The 15,842-nt window shown below is 61.3% G+C and carries 15 protein-coding genes; 7 read left to right on the forward strand and 8 right to left on the reverse strand.

The genetic code is table 11. From position 1 onward, the window contains the following. The first annotated feature begins 201 nt into the window (after window positions 1-201). Window positions 202-1,866: an energy-dependent translational throttle protein EttA gene (ettA, locus tag QQK16_RS00630; RefSeq protein ID WP_284194492.1), complete on the forward strand. Its 1,665-nt coding sequence runs from the start codon at window positions 202-204 to the stop codon at window positions 1,864-1,866. An 89-nt stretch (window positions 1,867-1,955) separates the two neighbouring features. On the opposite strand, the gene QQK16_RS00635 is transcribed toward ettA, so the two are convergent. Beyond that, complete coding sequence (locus tag QQK16_RS00635) at window positions 1,956-2,870, reverse strand: pseudouridine synthase (protein WP_284194493.1); 915 nt, start codon at window positions 2,868-2,870, stop codon at window positions 1,956-1,958. Window positions 2,871-3,002: 132 nt separating this feature from the next. Here QQK16_RS00635 and QQK16_RS00640 point away from each other — a divergent pair, with 132 nt between their 5' ends. Both QQK16_RS00640 and QQK16_RS00645 read left to right on the forward strand, forming a co-directional pair. Continuing rightward, complete coding sequence (locus QQK16_RS00640) at window positions 3,003-3,767, forward strand: hypothetical protein (protein WP_284194494.1); 765 nt, start codon at window positions 3,003-3,005, stop codon at window positions 3,765-3,767. Further along, a complete protein-coding gene (locus tag QQK16_RS00645) occupies window positions 3,764-3,997 on the forward strand; it encodes a VF530 family protein (protein WP_308446967.1) in 234 nt (77 codons plus the stop codon). The genes QQK16_RS00640 and QQK16_RS00645 overlap by 4 nt, the downstream gene beginning before the upstream one ends. A gap of 66 nt (window positions 3,998-4,063) precedes the next feature. On the opposite strand, the gene QQK16_RS00650 is transcribed toward QQK16_RS00645, so the two are convergent. Together QQK16_RS00650 and QQK16_RS00655 are read right to left on the reverse strand one after the other, a co-directional pair. After that, a complete protein-coding gene (locus QQK16_RS00650) occupies window positions 4,064-4,903 on the reverse strand; it encodes a Tim44 domain-containing protein (protein WP_284194496.1) in 840 nt (279 codons plus the stop codon). A gap of 143 nt (window positions 4,904-5,046) precedes the next feature. Next, the gene (locus QQK16_RS00655) at window positions 5,047-5,484 is read right to left on the reverse strand and encodes a DOPA 4,5-dioxygenase family protein (RefSeq protein ID WP_284194497.1); all 438 of its coding nucleotides are present in this window, start codon (window positions 5,482-5,484) and stop codon (window positions 5,047-5,049) included. A gap of 94 nt (window positions 5,485-5,578) precedes the next feature. On the opposite strand from QQK16_RS00655, the gene QQK16_RS00660 reads away from it, so the two are divergent. Together QQK16_RS00660 and QQK16_RS00665 are read left to right on the forward strand one after the other, a co-directional pair. Continuing rightward, entirely contained in the window at window positions 5,579-6,670 is a 1,092-nt protein-coding gene (locus QQK16_RS00660) for a threonine aldolase family protein (RefSeq protein WP_284194498.1), read from the forward strand. Between the two features lie 3 nt (window positions 6,671-6,673). Beyond that, window positions 6,674-7,321 (forward strand): oxidoreductase, encoded by a 648-nt coding sequence (locus tag QQK16_RS00665; RefSeq protein WP_284194499.1) that lies wholly within the window; start codon window positions 6,674-6,676, stop codon window positions 7,319-7,321. Here the strand turns inward: QQK16_RS00665 and QQK16_RS00670 are convergent. Next, entirely contained in the window at window positions 7,318-7,845 is a 528-nt protein-coding gene (locus QQK16_RS00670; RefSeq protein ID WP_284194500.1) for a Crp/Fnr family transcriptional regulator, read from the reverse strand. The two genes, QQK16_RS00665 and QQK16_RS00670, sit on opposite strands and share 4 nt — an antisense overlap. A 296-nt stretch (window positions 7,846-8,141) precedes the next feature. Here QQK16_RS00670 and QQK16_RS00675 point away from each other — a divergent pair, with 296 nt between their 5' ends. Then, on the forward strand, window positions 8,142-9,320 hold the full coding sequence (locus tag QQK16_RS00675; RefSeq protein WP_284194501.1) for a PilT/PilU family type 4a pilus ATPase: 1,179 nt from the start codon (window positions 8,142-8,144) through the stop codon (window positions 9,318-9,320). A gap of 934 nt (window positions 9,321-10,254) precedes the next feature. After that, window positions 10,255-11,805 carry a thioredoxin family protein gene (locus QQK16_RS00680; protein WP_284194502.1) on the forward strand — a complete coding sequence of 517 codons (1,551 nt, stop codon included), beginning with the start codon at window positions 10,255-10,257 and terminating at the stop codon, window positions 11,803-11,805. Between the two features lie 64 nt (window positions 11,806-11,869). Here the strand turns inward: QQK16_RS00680 and QQK16_RS00685 are convergent, their stop codons facing one another. The 4 genes from QQK16_RS00685 to QQK16_RS00700 form a co-directional block, all read right to left on the reverse strand. Continuing rightward, complete coding sequence (locus QQK16_RS00685) at window positions 11,870-13,033, reverse strand: AAA family ATPase (protein WP_284194503.1); 1,164 nt, start codon at window positions 13,031-13,033, stop codon at window positions 11,870-11,872. 81 nt (window positions 13,034-13,114) lie between these two features. Continuing rightward, window positions 13,115-13,816, reverse strand: coding sequence for a DUF3592 domain-containing protein (locus QQK16_RS00690; protein ID WP_284194504.1), 702 nt, complete (start codon window positions 13,814-13,816; stop codon window positions 13,115-13,117). A gap of 209 nt (window positions 13,817-14,025) precedes the next feature. Continuing rightward, entirely contained in the window at window positions 14,026-15,150 is a 1,125-nt protein-coding gene (locus QQK16_RS00695; protein ID WP_284194505.1) for a sterol desaturase family protein, read from the reverse strand. Between the two features lie 152 nt (window positions 15,151-15,302). Next, window positions 15,303-15,809, reverse strand: a complete 507-nt coding sequence (locus QQK16_RS00700) for a DUF1993 domain-containing protein (RefSeq protein WP_284194506.1) — start codon at window positions 15,807-15,809, stop codon at window positions 15,303-15,305. Window positions 15,810-15,842: the final 33 nt, after the last annotated feature.

Genomic DNA, 15,842 nt, shown 5'->3' on the forward strand with positions numbered 1-15,842 from the left:
AGGGATGTCCGGTTGGAGATGGACAGAGCAGCTACCGGGCGTCAGCGCAGCCTGAATTCCTAGACTATCCCCTGCCCGCCCGTTGGATGCGCTTCAACCGTTCTACGAATTAAGTTCATGACCAGCGCTAAGTCAGCGCGGCCTTGCCATGGGTTTGCTAGAATTGCGCCACTTTCCGCATAGCACCCAACTGGATTCCTCATGGCCCAATATGTAATGTCCATGCTCCGCGTGAGCAAGGTCGTACCGCCCAAGCGGCAAATCATCAAGGACATCTCCCTCAGCTTCTTCCCTGGCGCCAAGATAGGCCTACTGGGCCTGAATGGCTCGGGCAAGTCCACCGTGCTCAAGATCATGGCGGGCGCGGACAAGGAATTCGAGGGCGAAGTACAACACCTGCCTGGCATCAAGATCGGCTACCTGGCCCAGGAGCCGCTGCTGGACGCGACCAAGACCGTGCGCGAGGAGGTGGAATCCGGCATGGGCGAGATCTTCGAGGCCAAGCAAAGGCTGGAAGCTGTCTATGCCGCCTATGCCGAGCCAGATGCCGACTTCGACAAGCTGGCCGAAGAGCAGGCCCGTTGCGAGGCCATACTCTCGACCGCCGGCCAGGATCTTGAAACCCAGATGGAGATCGCCGCCGACGCCCTGCGCCTGCCGCCCTGGGATGCCAATATCGGCAAGCTGTCCGGTGGCGAAAAACGCCGCGTGGCGCTGTGCAAGCTGCTGATGTCCAAGCCCGACATGCTACTGCTGGACGAGCCGACCAACCACCTTGATGCCGAGTCGGTGGATTGGCTGGAGCAATTCCTGGTGCGCTTCCCCGGCACCGTGGTGGCCGTTACCCATGATCGCTACTTCCTCGACAATGCTGCCGAGTGGATACTGGAATTGGACCGTGGCCACGGTATTCCCTGGAAAGGCAACTACTCCAGCTGGCTGGAGCAAAAAGAAGCACGCCTCAAGCAGGAAGAGTCGCAGGAATCGGCCCGCCAGAAGGCCCTGAACAAGGAACTGGAATGGGTACGGCAGAATCCCAAGGCGCGCCAGGCCAAGTCCAAGGCCCGTATCGCCCGCTTTGAAGAGCTGAACTCGCAGGAATACCAGAAGCGCAACGAAACCCAGGAAATCTTCATTCCCATCGCCGAACGCCTGGGCAATGAAGTGATCGAGTTCGAGAACGTCAGCAAGGCCTTTGGTGATCGCCTGCTGATCGACGACCTGAGCTTCAAGGTGCCGCCTGGTGCCATCGTCGGCATCATCGGCCCCAACGGTGCCGGTAAATCCACTCTGTTCCGCATGCTGGCGGGGCAGGAACAGCCCGATAGCGGTAGCGTGAAGATCGGCCCTACCGTCAAGATGGCCTACGTGGACCAGAGCCGTGGCGCCCTGGGCAACGACAAGACCGTGTTCGACGAAGTGGCTGAAGGCCGTGACATCCTGCAGGTCGGCAAGTACGAAACCCCCAGCCGCGCCTATCTGGGCCGCTTCAACTTCAAGGGTGGCGATCAGCAGAAGATCGTCGGCAACCTGTCCGGTGGCGAACGCGGCCGCCTGCACCTGGCCAAGACCCTCATCGCTGGCGGCAATGTCCTGCTGCTCGATGAACCGTCCAACGATCTCGACGTGGAAACCCTGCGCGCACTGGAAGACGCCCTGCTGGAATTCGCCGGCTCGGTCATGGTGATCTCGCACGACCGCTGGTTCCTGGATCGTATTGCCACCCATATCCTGGCTTGCGAAGGCGACTCCAAGTGGACCTTCTTCGACGGCAACTACCAGGAATACGAAGCCGACAAGAAGCGCCGGCTGGGTGAGGAAGGTGCCAAACCCAAGCGCATACGCTACAAGCCCATCAGCCGCTGATCGGCGTACCTCCTGAATAGATCAACACCCCGCCACAAGCGGGGTGTTGGTTTTTCAGTGCACGACGCCAGCCAAGGCAGCCACGCGGCTCAAACAGCAGCCGGCTGCGGCTTGTCCTCAGTCAGGCTGCGAATGCTACGGTAACTATGGTGACGCCCATCATAGGGATCCACGAATCGAATCTCCCGCGCCAGCAGCTTGAGCGGCTGGCTGAAATCATCTCCCTTGCCCTCGGTCAGCACCGGATACCACGGGTCATGCAGTATGGGTATGCCCAGGGCCGCCATATGCGCCCGCAACTGGTGCTTCTTGCCGGTATGGGGTTCAAGCCGGTAGTGGCCCAGTTCCCCCAGGCGCCCAATCAGGCTGATGCGGGTTTCGCTATTGGCGTCGCCCTCCACCTCGCGCATAGCAAAGAAGCCCTCGCCCTCCTCCAGCCTGCTGCGATGCACCCTGGGCAGTGCCAGATCAGGGCGGAATGGCGCGATGGCCTCATAGACCTTTTCCACCTGCCTGGCCTCGAATAACTTCTGATAGGCGCCACGACTGGGAGGGTGCAGGCAGAACAGCATCACCCCGGCGGTTTCCCGGTCTAGCCTGTGTACCGGAGTCAGCTCGGGGAGGTCCAGCTTGTCGCGCAATCGGGTCAGCAGGGTTTCGCGCAGATGGCGTCCTGCCGGGATGGCCGATAGGAAATGTGGCTTGTCCACCACCAGCAGGCGCGCGTCACGATGCAGGATCACCTCCTCGAAGGGGACAGGTGTCTCCGCAGGTACTTCGCGGTAATACCAGATACGGCTACCGGGCCGGTAGGCGCTACTGCATGCCAGTGCCCTACCCGCCTCATCCACCAGCTCCCCCCGCTCCAGGCGCCCACGCAGCACGGTTTCCGCCACATGCGGAAAACGCTGCACCAAAAAGCTGAGCAAGTCCGGCCACTGCCCGGCAGGCAGCCAGAGATAGCTGGGGGCCACACCATCGCGTAAGGGTAAAGGCGCTTTCAAGTATTGCTTCCTCGCTGAAGAAGGCGGCAGTCTAACCGGCAAACCCAAATGCGCAAGTAGCCCGCCGCACGCCCAGGGCGGGTAAAATGCCCAGCCAAATCAGATTCATGCATTCCAGCAAGAGGACTTACCATGCCGATACTCGGCCTAGGGCTGCACTTCATCGTCGCCCTGTACTTCGGCATCCATGCCATACGCAGCCGTCAGAACATGTACTGGCTGATGATACTGTTCATGTTCCCGCTATTGGGCAGCATTGTTTACTTCTTCGCCATCTACCTGCCGGAACTGCGCTACACCCGTGGTGGCCGGGTTGCCAAAAAAGTCATCAAGCAATTGGTCGACCCCAACCGCGAGCTGCGCGAGGCCCGCCAGGCATTCGACCTGACACCCACGCTGGACAAGCGCCTGCGGCTGGCAGCCGCCCTGATGGAGACGGGTGCCGTAGCCGAGGCACTGCAGCACTATCAGGAGGCCGCCCAAGGCCCCTTTGCCCGTGACCCTGCCGTGCTGGCAGGCCTGGCCCGCGCCCAGTTCGACAATGCGCTGTATGCGCCGGCGGCCACTAGCCTGCAAACCCTGTTCGAGGTCCAGCCCGACAGCCGCCGCCAACCTGCCCCAGCCTTGCTGCATGCGCGTACGCTGGCCGCACTAGGCCAGGAATCGGCTCGCGATGCCTTTGAAGCAGCCCTGGTCGTGGCTAGCGACCCGGAACCCAAGTGCCGCTACGCAGACTGGCTGAGCGGCCATGACCATCCCGCTGACCAAGCGCGTGCCAGCCATCTCTATCAGGAAATCGTACAAGACAGCCGGCACTGGCACAGCCATGCCAAGTCGCTGAACAAGCAATGGCTGCAGCAGGCACAGGCCGCACTCAACCAAGGCAAGAGCTCATGACACAAGCCAACAACCCCGGCCACGGCATCACTCTGGAAGCCATGCTGAACGCGCTGGTCGCCCACTATGGCTGGGAGGAGCTGGGACGCAGGATTGCCATACGCTGCTTTCTGGTCGATCCCAATATCAAGTCCAGCCTGACCTTCCTGCGCCGCACCCCGTGGGCGCGAGAGAAGGTTGAGACGCTGTATGCAAAGTACGCCCGCAGCCAGCCCAAGCCCACGGCATAGCGTCAGCTAGCCAGAAAAAATGGGGAGCGATCAGCTCCCCATTTTTTCTGGCTCACTATCCTCTGATCAGCTGTTCTGCTGTATACCCGCCACTACCCAGCCCTGACGGCCATCGTTGTTGCGGCTGAGGTGCCAGGTTTCATCGAAGCGCTCGGCAGCGCCATCCTGGCTCTCGCGAATCAGGCCATAGAAGCGCACGCTGGCGATATCGCGGCGGCCTTCCTGGGCGTAATCGATCACGTCAGCATTTACTTCAACCACGTCGGTGTGGTTGGCAGCACCCTTGCGCTCGCTGATCTGCATCTTGATCTCGGCGAACATCTCCGGCGAGGTGAACTCGCGGATATCGTCCAGATCGGCTGCATCATAAGCGGCCTGCAGGCGGACGAAGTTCAGCTTGGCCACACGGACGAAGGCTTCGCGATCAAAGTCGGCCGGCATAGTGCTGCTGGGTGTCACGCTGGCATATTGCTGCTGGCCCTGGAAAGCCATAGGCGCAGGGATGGGCGCTGCAGTGCCGGCTGCGCCAGCAAACTGCGCAGGGGTGGCCGTCGCTGGACGCATGCGTTGCATCAGGAAGCGGATGGCAAAGAAGGCCACCGCAGCCAGCAACAGAATCATGGCGAAGTTGGCCATGCCTTCACCCATGCCCAGATGGGAGAACAGTGCCGCCAGGCCCAGGCCTGCTGCCAAGCCGGCAATCGGGCCCATCCAATTGCGCTTGGGGGTGGTCGGCGCAGCTTGCTGTCCCTGGCCTTGGCGCTGGGGTGTTGCGTCCTTCTGTGGCGCCGTATTGCGCTGCATGCCGGACGAACGGCCGCCGCCAAAGCGCTTGGCCTCGGCTTCTGGTACCAGCACGGTAAAGCTCACAAAGAATGCGAACAGGGCTACCAAAAGTGACTTCATTTCGCTGCAAACTCCTCGACTTGATTGAGTGGCCACGCCCAGCGTGGCAAGAAGGAATGATACCCGTCCTCATACCAAGATGGTGGCGCAATGCCGATTGGACAAGTCAGACCGTATCCTGAACTGATAAGTTCAGCCCCGACTCAATTATCCTGCAACGGTGCCGTGTTGATCACGACCGGTCTTGGCGCCGCCTGCCCTAGTACCTGCAACGATACGGCCAGGCTGTCTGTCCGCAAGGCCAGTGGCCCACCCAGCCACAAGGTGTGGTCCACATGGTCAGCCAGCTCAGCATCGGTATTGGGGTGCACCAGCACCGGCAACCCCAAGCGGTTTAGCATCAACCAGGGCACCAGGCTGCCGAACAAGGCCTGTTCGAAGCCGATTTCATACTGGGCGCAGGGATGCGGCCCCACGGCCTGCTCAAACAAACGCCCCATATCCACCGCGAAACGCTGCGCCACCCGTTCACGCAGCAGCAAGGCCTGCTCACGCGTGGCAGCGTCGAAATACACATGGGCGTGGTAGTGGAATATCGTTGTCAGTGCCTGCACAGGCGCAGGCTTGAGGGTGGTGGACATGTGCGTATCACGATAACAAGGCTGCCCGATTGTCGCACGACAGCGCAGGTCGAAATCGGGCAAACTGCCAGCTTCCCACCCTGGCCCGCCACCCATGCCCTTGACGCCCGACGAACGCAAGCTGCTGCAACAGCAATGTCGCCACCACATCAACGGATTCCATAGCCCCAGCCCGGCCGAGCAGTTCCGCGCGCTGGCAGACTGGTGCGAGACCCACCAGGTAGAGCACGACAACTACGGCAGCGGCGAGCTGATCGAGCGCTTCGAGCAGAAGATTGCGGGCTTGCTGGGCAAGCCCGCAGCCGTCTTCATGCCCAGTGGCGTGATGGCGCAGTTGATCGCCGCCCAGATATGGGCAGAACAGGCCGGCCTGCCGCGTATCGGCCTGCACCCGACCAGCCACCTGGCGCTGCACGAGGAACAAGCCCATGCCGCCTTGCTAAGGCTGCATGCCGTACCGGTAGGCGACCGCCTGCGCCCCATGACCGCAACCGACTTGGCTGACGTAAAGCAAGCCCTGGCCTGCCTGCTGGTAGAGCTACCCATACGCGAGGCCGGTGGCCAGCTACCGGCATGGGACGAGTTGATGGCACTGCAGGCCCTGGCCCGGCAGCGGCAGTTGCCGCTGCATATGGATGGTGCCCGCCTGTGGGAAAGCCGTGCCTACTATGGCAAAAGCTATGCCGATATCGCAGCCGGCTTCGATTCGGTCTATGTCTCTACCTACAAGGGCTTGGGTGGCATAGCCGGTGCCGTACTGGCTGGTGATGCGGGTTTCGTGGCGCAGGCCAGGCTATGGCAGCGTCGCCTGGGCGGCACCCTGATGCACCAGAGCCCCATGATAGCCTCGGCCGCCATGCAGTTGGATGCCAGGTTGTCCCTGATGGATGCCCTCTACCAACGGACATGCTCGTTGGCACACGGGCTGGCAGGCTTGCCTGGCCTGCGGGTGAACCCTGCCACGCCGCATACCAATATGCTGCATCTGTATTTTGATGCCGAACCCGAAGTCCTGCTGGACAGGCGCGATGCCATCGCCAAGGACAGCGGTATCTGGCTGATCAACCGCATGCGTCCCACCGACGTGCCAGGCTGGAGCTATACCGAACTGTATGTGGGCGATCGCCTGCTGGAGATCGACAACGCGATACTGATTCCCCTGTTTGCCCAACTCGCGCAAGGCTGAACCATGCAGCAAACCGCCCTGATTGCAGGTGCCACCGGCCTGATAGGCCGCCATCTGGCACAGTTGCTGGCGCACGACCCGACCTATGGCCAGGTGCATGCCCTGCTGCGCCGCCCCACTGGGCTCACCGAGGGCAAACTGGTCGAAATGCTGGTGGACTATGAACAATTGGATGCCATCACGCTGCCCCGGATCGACACCGTGTTCTGCGCCCTGGGCACCACCATCAAGACCGCCGGTACGCAAGCTGCCTTCCGCCGGGTCGACCTGGACTACGTCCTGACCATTGCCCGCCTGGCGCGCGAGCGGGGCGCCCAGCATTGCCTGGTGGTCAGTTCACTGGGAGCCAATGCCGGCTCACGGGTCTTCTACAACCGGGTTAAAGGAGAGATGGAAGCCGGCTTGCAAGCCCTGGGCTACCCCAGGCTCAGCCTGTTCCGTCCTTCGGTGCTGATAGGCGAGCGGCCCGAGTTCCGCCTGGGTGAGAAGATTGCCGCCAGCCTCGGCGGCTTGCTGCCATCCCGCCTCAAGCCCATAGCCGGTGCGGATGTCGCCTTGGCCATGCATGCCTGTGCCAAGCAGCTTGGCACGGGCGTACGCATCATCGAATCGGCCGAGATACGGCAATTGGCGCGGCAGCAACCGGGCTAGGCTGCCGCCATTTTCTCGACCAGCTTGGCGCTGGTAAGCCGTAGGCGATGGCTAACCAAGGCCGTCAGGCGCATCAGCAGCAAGGACCCCAGCTTGGGGTGTTCATCCAGCAGGTCCAGCAGGGATCGGCGGCTCAACACTGCGATCAAGGTATTGGTGGCGGCCACGCAGCTGGCAAACCGGGGCTCGCCGTCTATCAAGGACATTTCCCCTATCAGCCGTCCCGGCATCACCATGGCAATCTGATGCTGGCTACCGTCCTCGTGCGACTTCACTACGCTCACGGCCCCCGACAGTATCAACAGGGCAAAGTCGCTGCGCTCCCCTTCCTTCAGCAATCGCTTGCCAGCCGAGACCCGGTATATCTGCATGTAGTCCGCCAGTATTTCGATGGCAGCGACATCAAAGATCTTCAGCAGGGTGGATTGCCCGAACTCATTGCGCAGTTCGGCCAGATACTCATTGCCGGCCCCCGCCAACTCGTAGTCATTGGCTGGGACGGTGGGCGATACGCGGTTCACCATGGCGTTGGTCTCCTTGAGGCAACACAGGCGCTTAGATCCTGTTCACGATTCTTTCGCCGGGATGAAAGAATCGTGAGCAGGCTCTTACAGGCGGTAGCCATGCGGCTTGTAGTCAGGTCGCAGATTCACTATAGCCATTGAAGGCCCCGTCACGTCGAATGCCACTGCCCTGCCCTGCACCTGTGTTGTGGCGGCAACAATGGATGCGGCCATTCCGGAACCTTGGCCGCACGGCAACAACCATGCACCGAGATTCCCCACCTGCCCTAACGCTTGCGCCGGCCCGAGGCTATGCCATGACCCCTGAACTCGCCCACAAATACATGCACGACCTGCTGCGGGCCATGCTGACCAAGAACGCCTCCGACCTGTTCATCTCGGACGACTTTCCGCCCGCCATGAAGATCAACGGCAAGATGACCCCAGTCGGCGGCCAGAAGCTCACTGGTGTGCATAGCCGCGCCCTGGCCTACGCCATCATGAATGAGGCGCAGCGCAGCGAATTCGAGCGCGAGCAGGAATGCAACTTTGCCATTGCGCCGCCCGATATCGGCCGCTTCCGGGTCAATGTGTTTGTGCAACAGGAACAGGTGGGCATGGTGCTACGGACCATCACTACCAAGATACCGAACTTCGACGAGATGGGGCTGCCCCCCATACTCAAGGACGTGATGATGTCCAAGCGTGGCCTGATACTGCTGATAGGCGGTACCGGCTCTGGCAAGTCCACCACCCTCGCCGCCATGATCGACTATCGCAATGAGAACAGTTTCGGCCACATCATCACCATCGAGGATCCGGTCGAGTATGTGCACAAGGCCAAGAACTCCCTGATCACCCACCGCGAGGTGGGGCGCGATACCAAGGGCTGGTTCGCTGCGCTCAAGAACACCTTGCGACAAGCGCCTGATGTCATCCTGATCGGTGAGATACGTGACCGCGAAACCATGGAATACGCCATGGCCTTTGCCGAAACCGGCCACCTGGCCATGGGCACGCTGCATGCCAACTCCTCCAATCAGGCCATAGAGCGCATCATCAACTTCTTCCCGGAGGAGAGGCACCCGCAGCTGTATATGGATTTGTCGCTGAACATGAAGGGCTTTGTCTCGCAGCGGCTGATTCCCACCCGCGATGGCAAGGGTCGGGTGGCGGCCATCGAGATCATGCTCAACACCCCCCTGGTGGCCGACCTGATCTTCAAGGGCGACGTAGGCGGTATCAAGGCCGTCATGGCCAAGTCCAAGGAATTGGGTATGCAGACCTTCGACCAGGCCCTCTTCGATCTGTATGAGAACGGCAAGATCACCATGGAAGAGGCCTTGCGCAATGCCGATTCCGTCAACGAGCTCCGGCTCAAGATCAAGCTGGAGAGCAAGGCCAACGACGGTGGCAAGGTCACCGATGGGCTGGATCACCTGAGCCTGGTGGCAGAGCAGGCGCCAGAGGACGACGATGGGCTGGCTGTTGTTTGAGTGCCTTGTGGGACTTACACGCAGTACAGGTTCACTACCCTTGGTACAGGCCCCCGGGAAACCCGGGTGCTTACCGTATGGGCAAGCTCAAGCAGCGGCACTCCCTTGATTGAGCCCCACCCCTACCCCCGCCCGCCGGCGGGGAACCTCGCTACGCTCGAGGGCGCCTGCGATGAACTCACAAGCGGTATAGGTTCAATATCCTTAGTACAGGGCCCCCTGGGAAACCCGGGTACTAACCGTATGGGCAACCTCAAGCAGCGGCACTCCCTTGATTGAGCCCCACCCCTACCCCCGCCCGCCAGCGGGGAGCCTCAATACGCTCGAGGGCGCCTGCGATGAAATCACAAGCGGTACAGCGCCGTTACCCTTGGTTCAGCCCCCCGGGAAACCTGGGCGCTTACCTTATGAGGCAGCTCAAGCAGCGGCACTCCCTTGATTGAGACCCACCCCTACCCCCGCCCGCCTGCGGGGAACCTCGCTACGCTCGAGGGCGCCTGCGATGAACTCACAAGCGCTACAGGGTCACTACCCTTGGTACAGCCCCCCCGGGAAACCCGGGTACTAACCGTATGGGCAAGCTCAAGCAGCGGCACTCCCTTGATTGAGCCCCACCCCTACCCCCGCCCGCCAGCGGGGAGCCTCAATACGCTCGAGGGCGCCTGCGATGAAATCACAAGCGGTACAGCGCCGATACCCTTGGTACAGGCCCCCGGGAAACCCGGGTGCTTACCGTATGGGCAAGCTCAAGCAGCGGCACTCCCTTGATTGAGACCCACCTCTACCCCCGCTCGCCGGCCATCGCCCATTGAGCCCACTCATGCCGCCAAGGTGTGACTTGCAGCCCACGAATCAGCCACAGGCACGGCGTAGCGTTTATTCCAGGTGGAAACATCGGTAGGATTGCATCACACCATTCTGCATAAGGACGCCCATGAAGCGCCGCCTCACCCTGATCGCTGCCCTGTTGATCGCTGGCAGCAGTGCCTATGCCGCCACACCGCCCGCCAACGCCGATCACAAGCTGCCTCCCGGCATCGCCTGGCAGCAGGGTGATGTCGCCGCCGCCTTTGCCCAGGCCCGTGCTACCGGCAAGCCGCTGTTTCTGTACTGGGGTGCGGTATGGTGCCCGCCTTGCAATCAGGTCAAGGCCACCATCTTCAACCAGCAGGCCTTTATCGATCGCACCCGTCAGTTCATCCCGGTCTACCTTGATGGCGACCAGCCCGGGGCGCAAAAGCTGGGTGCGCAGTACAAGGTTCGCGGCTACCCCACCATGATACTGTTCAAGCCTGACGGCACCGAGATCACCCGTCTGCCAGGCGAAGTGGACTTCGAACGGTATCTGAATACCCTGGAGATGGCCCTGGGCAATGCACGTCCGGTCAAGCAGACCCTGGCCGCAGCGCTCAAAGGGAGCAAGCTGGGCAGCGATGACTGGAAGCTGCTGGCCGATTACTCCTGGGATACTGACCAGGCGCAGCTGATCGCAGAAGACAAATTGCCCGCCACCTTGCTCAAATTGGCCCAATCCGTCCCTGCCAGTGAAGGCCCCACTGCCGCCCGCCTGCAGCTCAAGGCCCTGGCGGCAGCCGCCAACGCCGAGAAGGCCCCACCTATCGACAAGGCAGCCGCGCTGCTGGCGCTGAACAAGGTATTGGCCGACCCCAAGCAGTCGCGCGCCAACTTTGATGTGCTGGTGAACTACGCAGGCGAGATCATTGAGCTGCTCACGGCAAGCGGCACGCCCGAGCAAGCCACACTCGTGGCCAGCTGGAACAAGTCGCTGCAAAGCCTGGCCGGCGATGCCAGCCTGTCGGCCAATGACAAGCTGGGCGCCGTGACGGCCCAGGTTGCGCTGGCGCGCCTGCTTAGCCCCAAGGGCAACCTGCCCGAGCCACTGCTAAGCGAGGTAAAGAAGCGCGTAGCCCAGGCCGATGCCGGCACCACCAATGGCTATGAGCGCCAGGCGGTTATCAACACTGCGGCCTATACCCTGAGCAGCGCCGGTCTGCTCGATGACTCGGACAAGCTGCTGAACGCCGAACTCAAACGTTCACACTCACCCTATTACTTCATGCTCAGCTTGGCCAGCAATGCCAAGAAGCGTGGAGACAAGGCCACGGCGGTGGATTGGTATGAAAAGGCCTACAACGCCTCAGAAGGCCCCGCTACACGGCTGCAATGGGGTGTCAGCTACGTCAGCGGCCTGGTCGAACTGGCTCCCCAGGACGAAGTGCGGATAGAAAAAGCCGCCACCAACATCCTGACCGAGGTAGCCGGCACCAAGAACGCCTTCTATGAGCGCAACCGGCGCTCACTGGAGAAACTGGTCGGTAAGATCCATGCCTGGAACAAGGATCAAGCCCACCAGGCCAGTGCCAAACGGGTATTGGCGCAGCTGGAAGGGGTCTGCGGCAAACTGCCAGGCAAGGACCCGCAAAAAGCTGTCTGCCAGGGTTTGCTCAAACCTGCCAAGGCTTGATAGGCCGCCTGGTTTGCCGGCTGTACGGACAGCAGGCAAACCGGCCTCTCCTCAGGTGCTCCACCTACTTGGCCGCCCATTGCCAGGGCGGCCGTTCCAGTTCATGCAGGCCACACACCTGGGTTTCGCCCAGTGACTTCTCCAGGGCAATGGACTGGCAGCCAGCCTGCCGCTCCAAGGTGGCGATCAGGCGGCTGGCATGCGTGACCACGATGATCTGCGAGTGCTTGGCCGCCTTGGCAATCAGCCGTCCCAGCGCGGGCAGTAGGTCGGGATGCAAGCTGGATTCAGGCTCGTTGAGCACCAGCAGCGCTGGCGGTCTGGGCGTCAGCAGCGCCGCCACCCACAGTAGATAACGCAGGGTGCCATCTGATAACTCGGCCATGCGCAAGGGCCGCAGCAGGCCATACTGCTGCATGTTCAGCTCGAATCGGCTGTCGTGATTGCCCACCGAGATGGTTGCGCCGGGAAAAGCATCATCCACTGCTTGCGCCAGACCCTCGGCATCTCCGATCTCCAATATGGTCTGCATGGCCGCTGCCAGATCGCGGCCATCATCACTCAGGACCGGGGTATGCGTCCCTATCTGCGGAATCCGCGCCGGTGCATCGGCATCGGTACGAAAATGGTCATAGAAGCGCCAGCCCCGCACCTGCTCCCGCAATTGCAGCATTTCAGGCGCATGGCGTGGGTCGGCCAGCTGCATCAGCATGCTGTCGAAGCTGGAGAGCTGGGTGCTGATGACCTGCCAGTTGCCGGATTCATCCTTGGACCGGACCAAGGCCCCCTGCCTGTCCACCCACTGCGACACCCGCCTCAGAAACGGCCCGGTCCAGATCTGCTCGCTCTTGATTTCAGGGTCCAGCCCGAAGGCGGTCTCGCGCGGTATGGGCAGACCCAGCTCTATCAAGTAGCCCAGGTTCTCACCGGCAAAGCCCAACCGCAACCGGATGGGATCCTTGCGCACCGTCCCCTCTATGGCCTGATCCCCCTGCCGCATGGCACGGGTAATGGTCTCCGGCCCAGCCCACAAGGTCGATTGCAAACCACCTTCCCGCGCCAATGCCGGTATCACACGCCCCTGTGCTGTTTCGGCCAACAGGCGCAGGGCACGATAGATGCTGGATTTGCCGCTGCCATTGGCGCCGGTGATCACATTCAACGGCCCCAGCGGCAACACCAGGTTGCGCAGGGAGCGATAGTTGGAGATGGCTAGCGTAGTCAGCATGAGATGCGATAGGCAGTAGGAGGAGGGGATGGTAGTGGATCGCGGCACCCCTCGCCTAGTTCCGTCGCGTAGCGGTAGTGTTCAACGGTGCAAGCCGACTCTAAGCCCATTCAATGCCAGCATCACCGGCAAGGTGCATACCAATGCCCAAACGGGGTGATCATCCCGCCAGAGCAGCCAGGCAAGCAGCAACCATAGCGGTGCCGTCGCCAACAAACCCAGTACCAGAGGCCACGATACCTGCCCCGGCGGCAGCACCCTGACCGGCCCCTTGCGCAGCATCGCACGCAGCAATACGGCTCCCGGTAGGCCGAACATGGCGGCCCCCAGCAAGGTCAGGCCAAACTCCAGCCAGCGTATGTCGGCTATGACAACAGATTCAGTGGGCCGCGCAGGATTGACCAGTACGGTGATGGGGCTGCCTGCCGGCCCCAGGCGCGCAGCAATGCGCTCGCGAAACCCGTCATCCAGATTGTCGCTGACCAGGCTGAAGCTGATACGGCTGCCACCATATTCCCGCCCTTGCCAGCGATAGCGGTAGCTACCTTCCAGCCGATATAGATCTGCCCTGCCGGTTCTGCCCTCGGCCTTGATGTAGTCGAGCGCCTGCAAGACCCCGGGTACGGGTTGCCAGTGCTGGGCGCGTAGATGCTGGACTATGGGATAGAACGACACCCCCAATGCAGCCAGCCCCAGCAAGACAAAGCAGCAGGACATCAGGATGCCGGGCGCAATTCCCCGCCAGAAACGCTGCCACCAGGAACGCTTGAGATTTTGTGCCATATGCCAGCCTAGCCAACCTGTCTGGCTGAAGCATAGAGGGTGAAAGGCCATACAGCCGGATAGGTCGCTTGGTGCCAATAACCTCTGGCAGTACAGGCGGCACCAAGGAAGGGGGGGCGCTCAATCAGGGAAGTGCCTGCTGTCTAAGGGCGCCCTGGCGCCTGCTGCATCTCGCCCATTCACGAATGGCTTGAGCTGATATAAGGCGCTCAACCTTTCCAGGTAAAGGGAAACTTGAACTGCTGCCAGAAGCCGTTGGGTACGTAATCTCCGAGCACACCATACTCGCTGGGCCAAGGCCGGTCGCTCTTGACCGCCGTGCCGAACAGGTAGTCGATAAAGGCAAAATGCGCTGCATAGTTGCGATCCAGCGCTTCCTGATCCTGACTGTGATGCCAGTGGTGGAAGTTGGGCGTGACGATCAGATAGCGCAGCGGCCCCAGCCGCACACTGACATTGGCGTGGTTGAACACCGCCTGGAAGCCCACGATGACGATATAGGCGTCGATGACCTCCTTGCTGAAGCCCAGCACAAAGATGGGGCCCAGCACCAGCGTACGGGTGATCAGCAGCTCCAGTATGTGCTGGCGCGATCCCGCCAGCCAGTCCATGCTTTTGACGCTGTGGTGTACCGCATGCAGGCGCCAGAGCCAGGGGACTTCATGATAGGCGCGGTGGGTCCAGTACTGCATCAGATCGGCCACCAGCACGATCAGGAACAGCTCGACCACGAAGGGCAGATCCTTGACGGCATCCTGTACCGTGCTGAAGGTAGCCCAGCCAAACAGCTTGTGTACCAGCAAGTTGGTGGCCAGCAGCACAAAGCCCACCACCATGTGGTTAACGATGAAATGGTGAAAATCCGTCTGCCACTCAGGCCGGAACACTGGCTGGTCGCGCCGCAACGGGAACAGCTTCTCGATAAAGATGAAGATCAGGCTGGAGCCCAGCAGATCGAGAATGAACCAGTCCAGACCGATATAGGGCGTGTGGTCGGCAAAGTCCCTGACCGGTACCTTGTGACCACCCAGCAAGGCGGTGAGAACCACAAAGCCAAAGGCCCAGGCAGAAAGCCAGCGCACCCGGCCCAACACGATGTTGGCCAGCGATATCCCGCCTGCTACCACCATGGCCCAGAACATGATCTGCCGTATGGTGGCCACATCGTAGTTCTGGCGTAGCTCGGGGGTGGTGAGGTAGGCAGGAAAGTGGAAGGCCAGCACGCCCAGGAAACACAGTATGCCCAAGCACAGGGCCACGACACCGGATACCAGGCCACGGCCCTTTTGTAGCTGCCCGTGGGATTCAGCCAACTGGTTGATATGTTTTAGCATGGCCGCGACTATGCCAAAACCGGCTACATCTGGAAACGGTAGCAATGACGATCACTGGGAAGGTCCGGCGCTGGCCCCGCCCCGGCTCTGTCGTTCCCGCAGGCGGCAGTCCACGCAGGCTGGGTACCGGAGGGTGCCCAGCCTGCTATTTGTCAGTACGATCCCAGGTAGTCTGGCTTACCGATATCTACGCCGTTATGGCGCAGGATGGCGTAGGTGGTGGTGACGTGAAAATAGAAATTGGGCAGCACGAAGTTCAGCAGATAGGCCTGCCCGGCAAACTGCGCCTCACGGCCACGCAGCTTGAGGGTAACCAGCTTTTCCTCAGTGCCATCGATCTGCGCTGCGCTGACGCTTTGCAAAAAGGCCACGGTCTTGGCTATCCGCGCCTGCAGCTCATCTATGGTGGTCTCGGTGTCTTCGAACACCGGAATATCGATGCCGGCCAGGCGCGCCGCACAGCCCTTGGCGCCATCAGTGGCGATCTGTATCTGTCTCGCCAGCGGGAACATATCGGGTGCCAGGCGGCTGTTGACCAGGACACTGGGGTCGAACTGCTTTGCTTCTGCGTGCTTGGCCCCCTTGTCCAGTATCGCAGACAGGTTGCCCAGCATGCGGATAAAGACGGGGATAGACGCTTGGTACATGGACAGGCTCACGGCAAGGCTCCGGTGGGTGGGTAAGAGTCAGCT

The organism is Chitinimonas prasina (assembly GCF_030160395.1).
Classification (GTDB): Bacteria; Pseudomonadota; Gammaproteobacteria; order Burkholderiales; family Chitinimonadaceae; genus Chitinimonas; species Chitinimonas prasina.

What these genes read in the sequence shown, in the direction of transcription:
- ettA (WP_284194492.1), top strand. Translation starts at nt 202, where the DNA reads ATGGCCCAATATGTAATGTCCATGCTCCGCGTGAGCAAGGTCGTACCG.
- QQK16_RS00640 (WP_284194494.1), top strand. Translation starts at nt 3,003, where the DNA reads ATGCCGATACTCGGCCTAGGGCTGCACTTCATCGTCGCCCTGTACTTC.
- QQK16_RS00645 (WP_308446967.1), top strand. Translation starts at nt 3,764, where the DNA reads ATGACACAAGCCAACAACCCCGGCCACGGCATCACTCTGGAAGCCATG.
- QQK16_RS00650 (WP_284194496.1), bottom strand. Translation starts at nt 4,903, where the DNA reads ATGAAGTCACTTTTGGTAGCCCTGTTCGCATTCTTTGTGAGCTTTACC.
- QQK16_RS00655 (WP_284194497.1), bottom strand. Translation starts at nt 5,484, where the DNA reads ATGTCCACCACCCTCAAGCCTGCGCCTGTGCAGGCACTGACAACGATA.
- QQK16_RS00660 (WP_284194498.1), top strand. Translation starts at nt 5,579, where the DNA reads ATGCCCTTGACGCCCGACGAACGCAAGCTGCTGCAACAGCAATGTCGC.
- QQK16_RS00665 (WP_284194499.1), top strand. Translation starts at nt 6,674, where the DNA reads ATGCAGCAAACCGCCCTGATTGCAGGTGCCACCGGCCTGATAGGCCGC.
- QQK16_RS00670 (WP_284194500.1), bottom strand. Translation starts at nt 7,845, where the DNA reads ATGGTGAACCGCGTATCGCCCACCGTCCCAGCCAATGACTACGAGTTG.
- QQK16_RS00675 (WP_284194501.1), top strand. Translation starts at nt 8,142, where the DNA reads ATGACCCCTGAACTCGCCCACAAATACATGCACGACCTGCTGCGGGCC.
- QQK16_RS00680 (WP_284194502.1), top strand. Translation starts at nt 10,255, where the DNA reads ATGAAGCGCCGCCTCACCCTGATCGCTGCCCTGTTGATCGCTGGCAGC.
- QQK16_RS00685 (WP_284194503.1), bottom strand. Translation starts at nt 13,033, where the DNA reads ATGCTGACTACGCTAGCCATCTCCAACTATCGCTCCCTGCGCAACCTG.
- QQK16_RS00690 (WP_284194504.1), bottom strand. Translation starts at nt 13,816, where the DNA reads ATGGCACAAAATCTCAAGCGTTCCTGGTGGCAGCGTTTCTGGCGGGGA.
- QQK16_RS00695 (WP_284194505.1), bottom strand. Translation starts at nt 15,150, where the DNA reads ATGCTAAAACATATCAACCAGTTGGCTGAATCCCACGGGCAGCTACAA.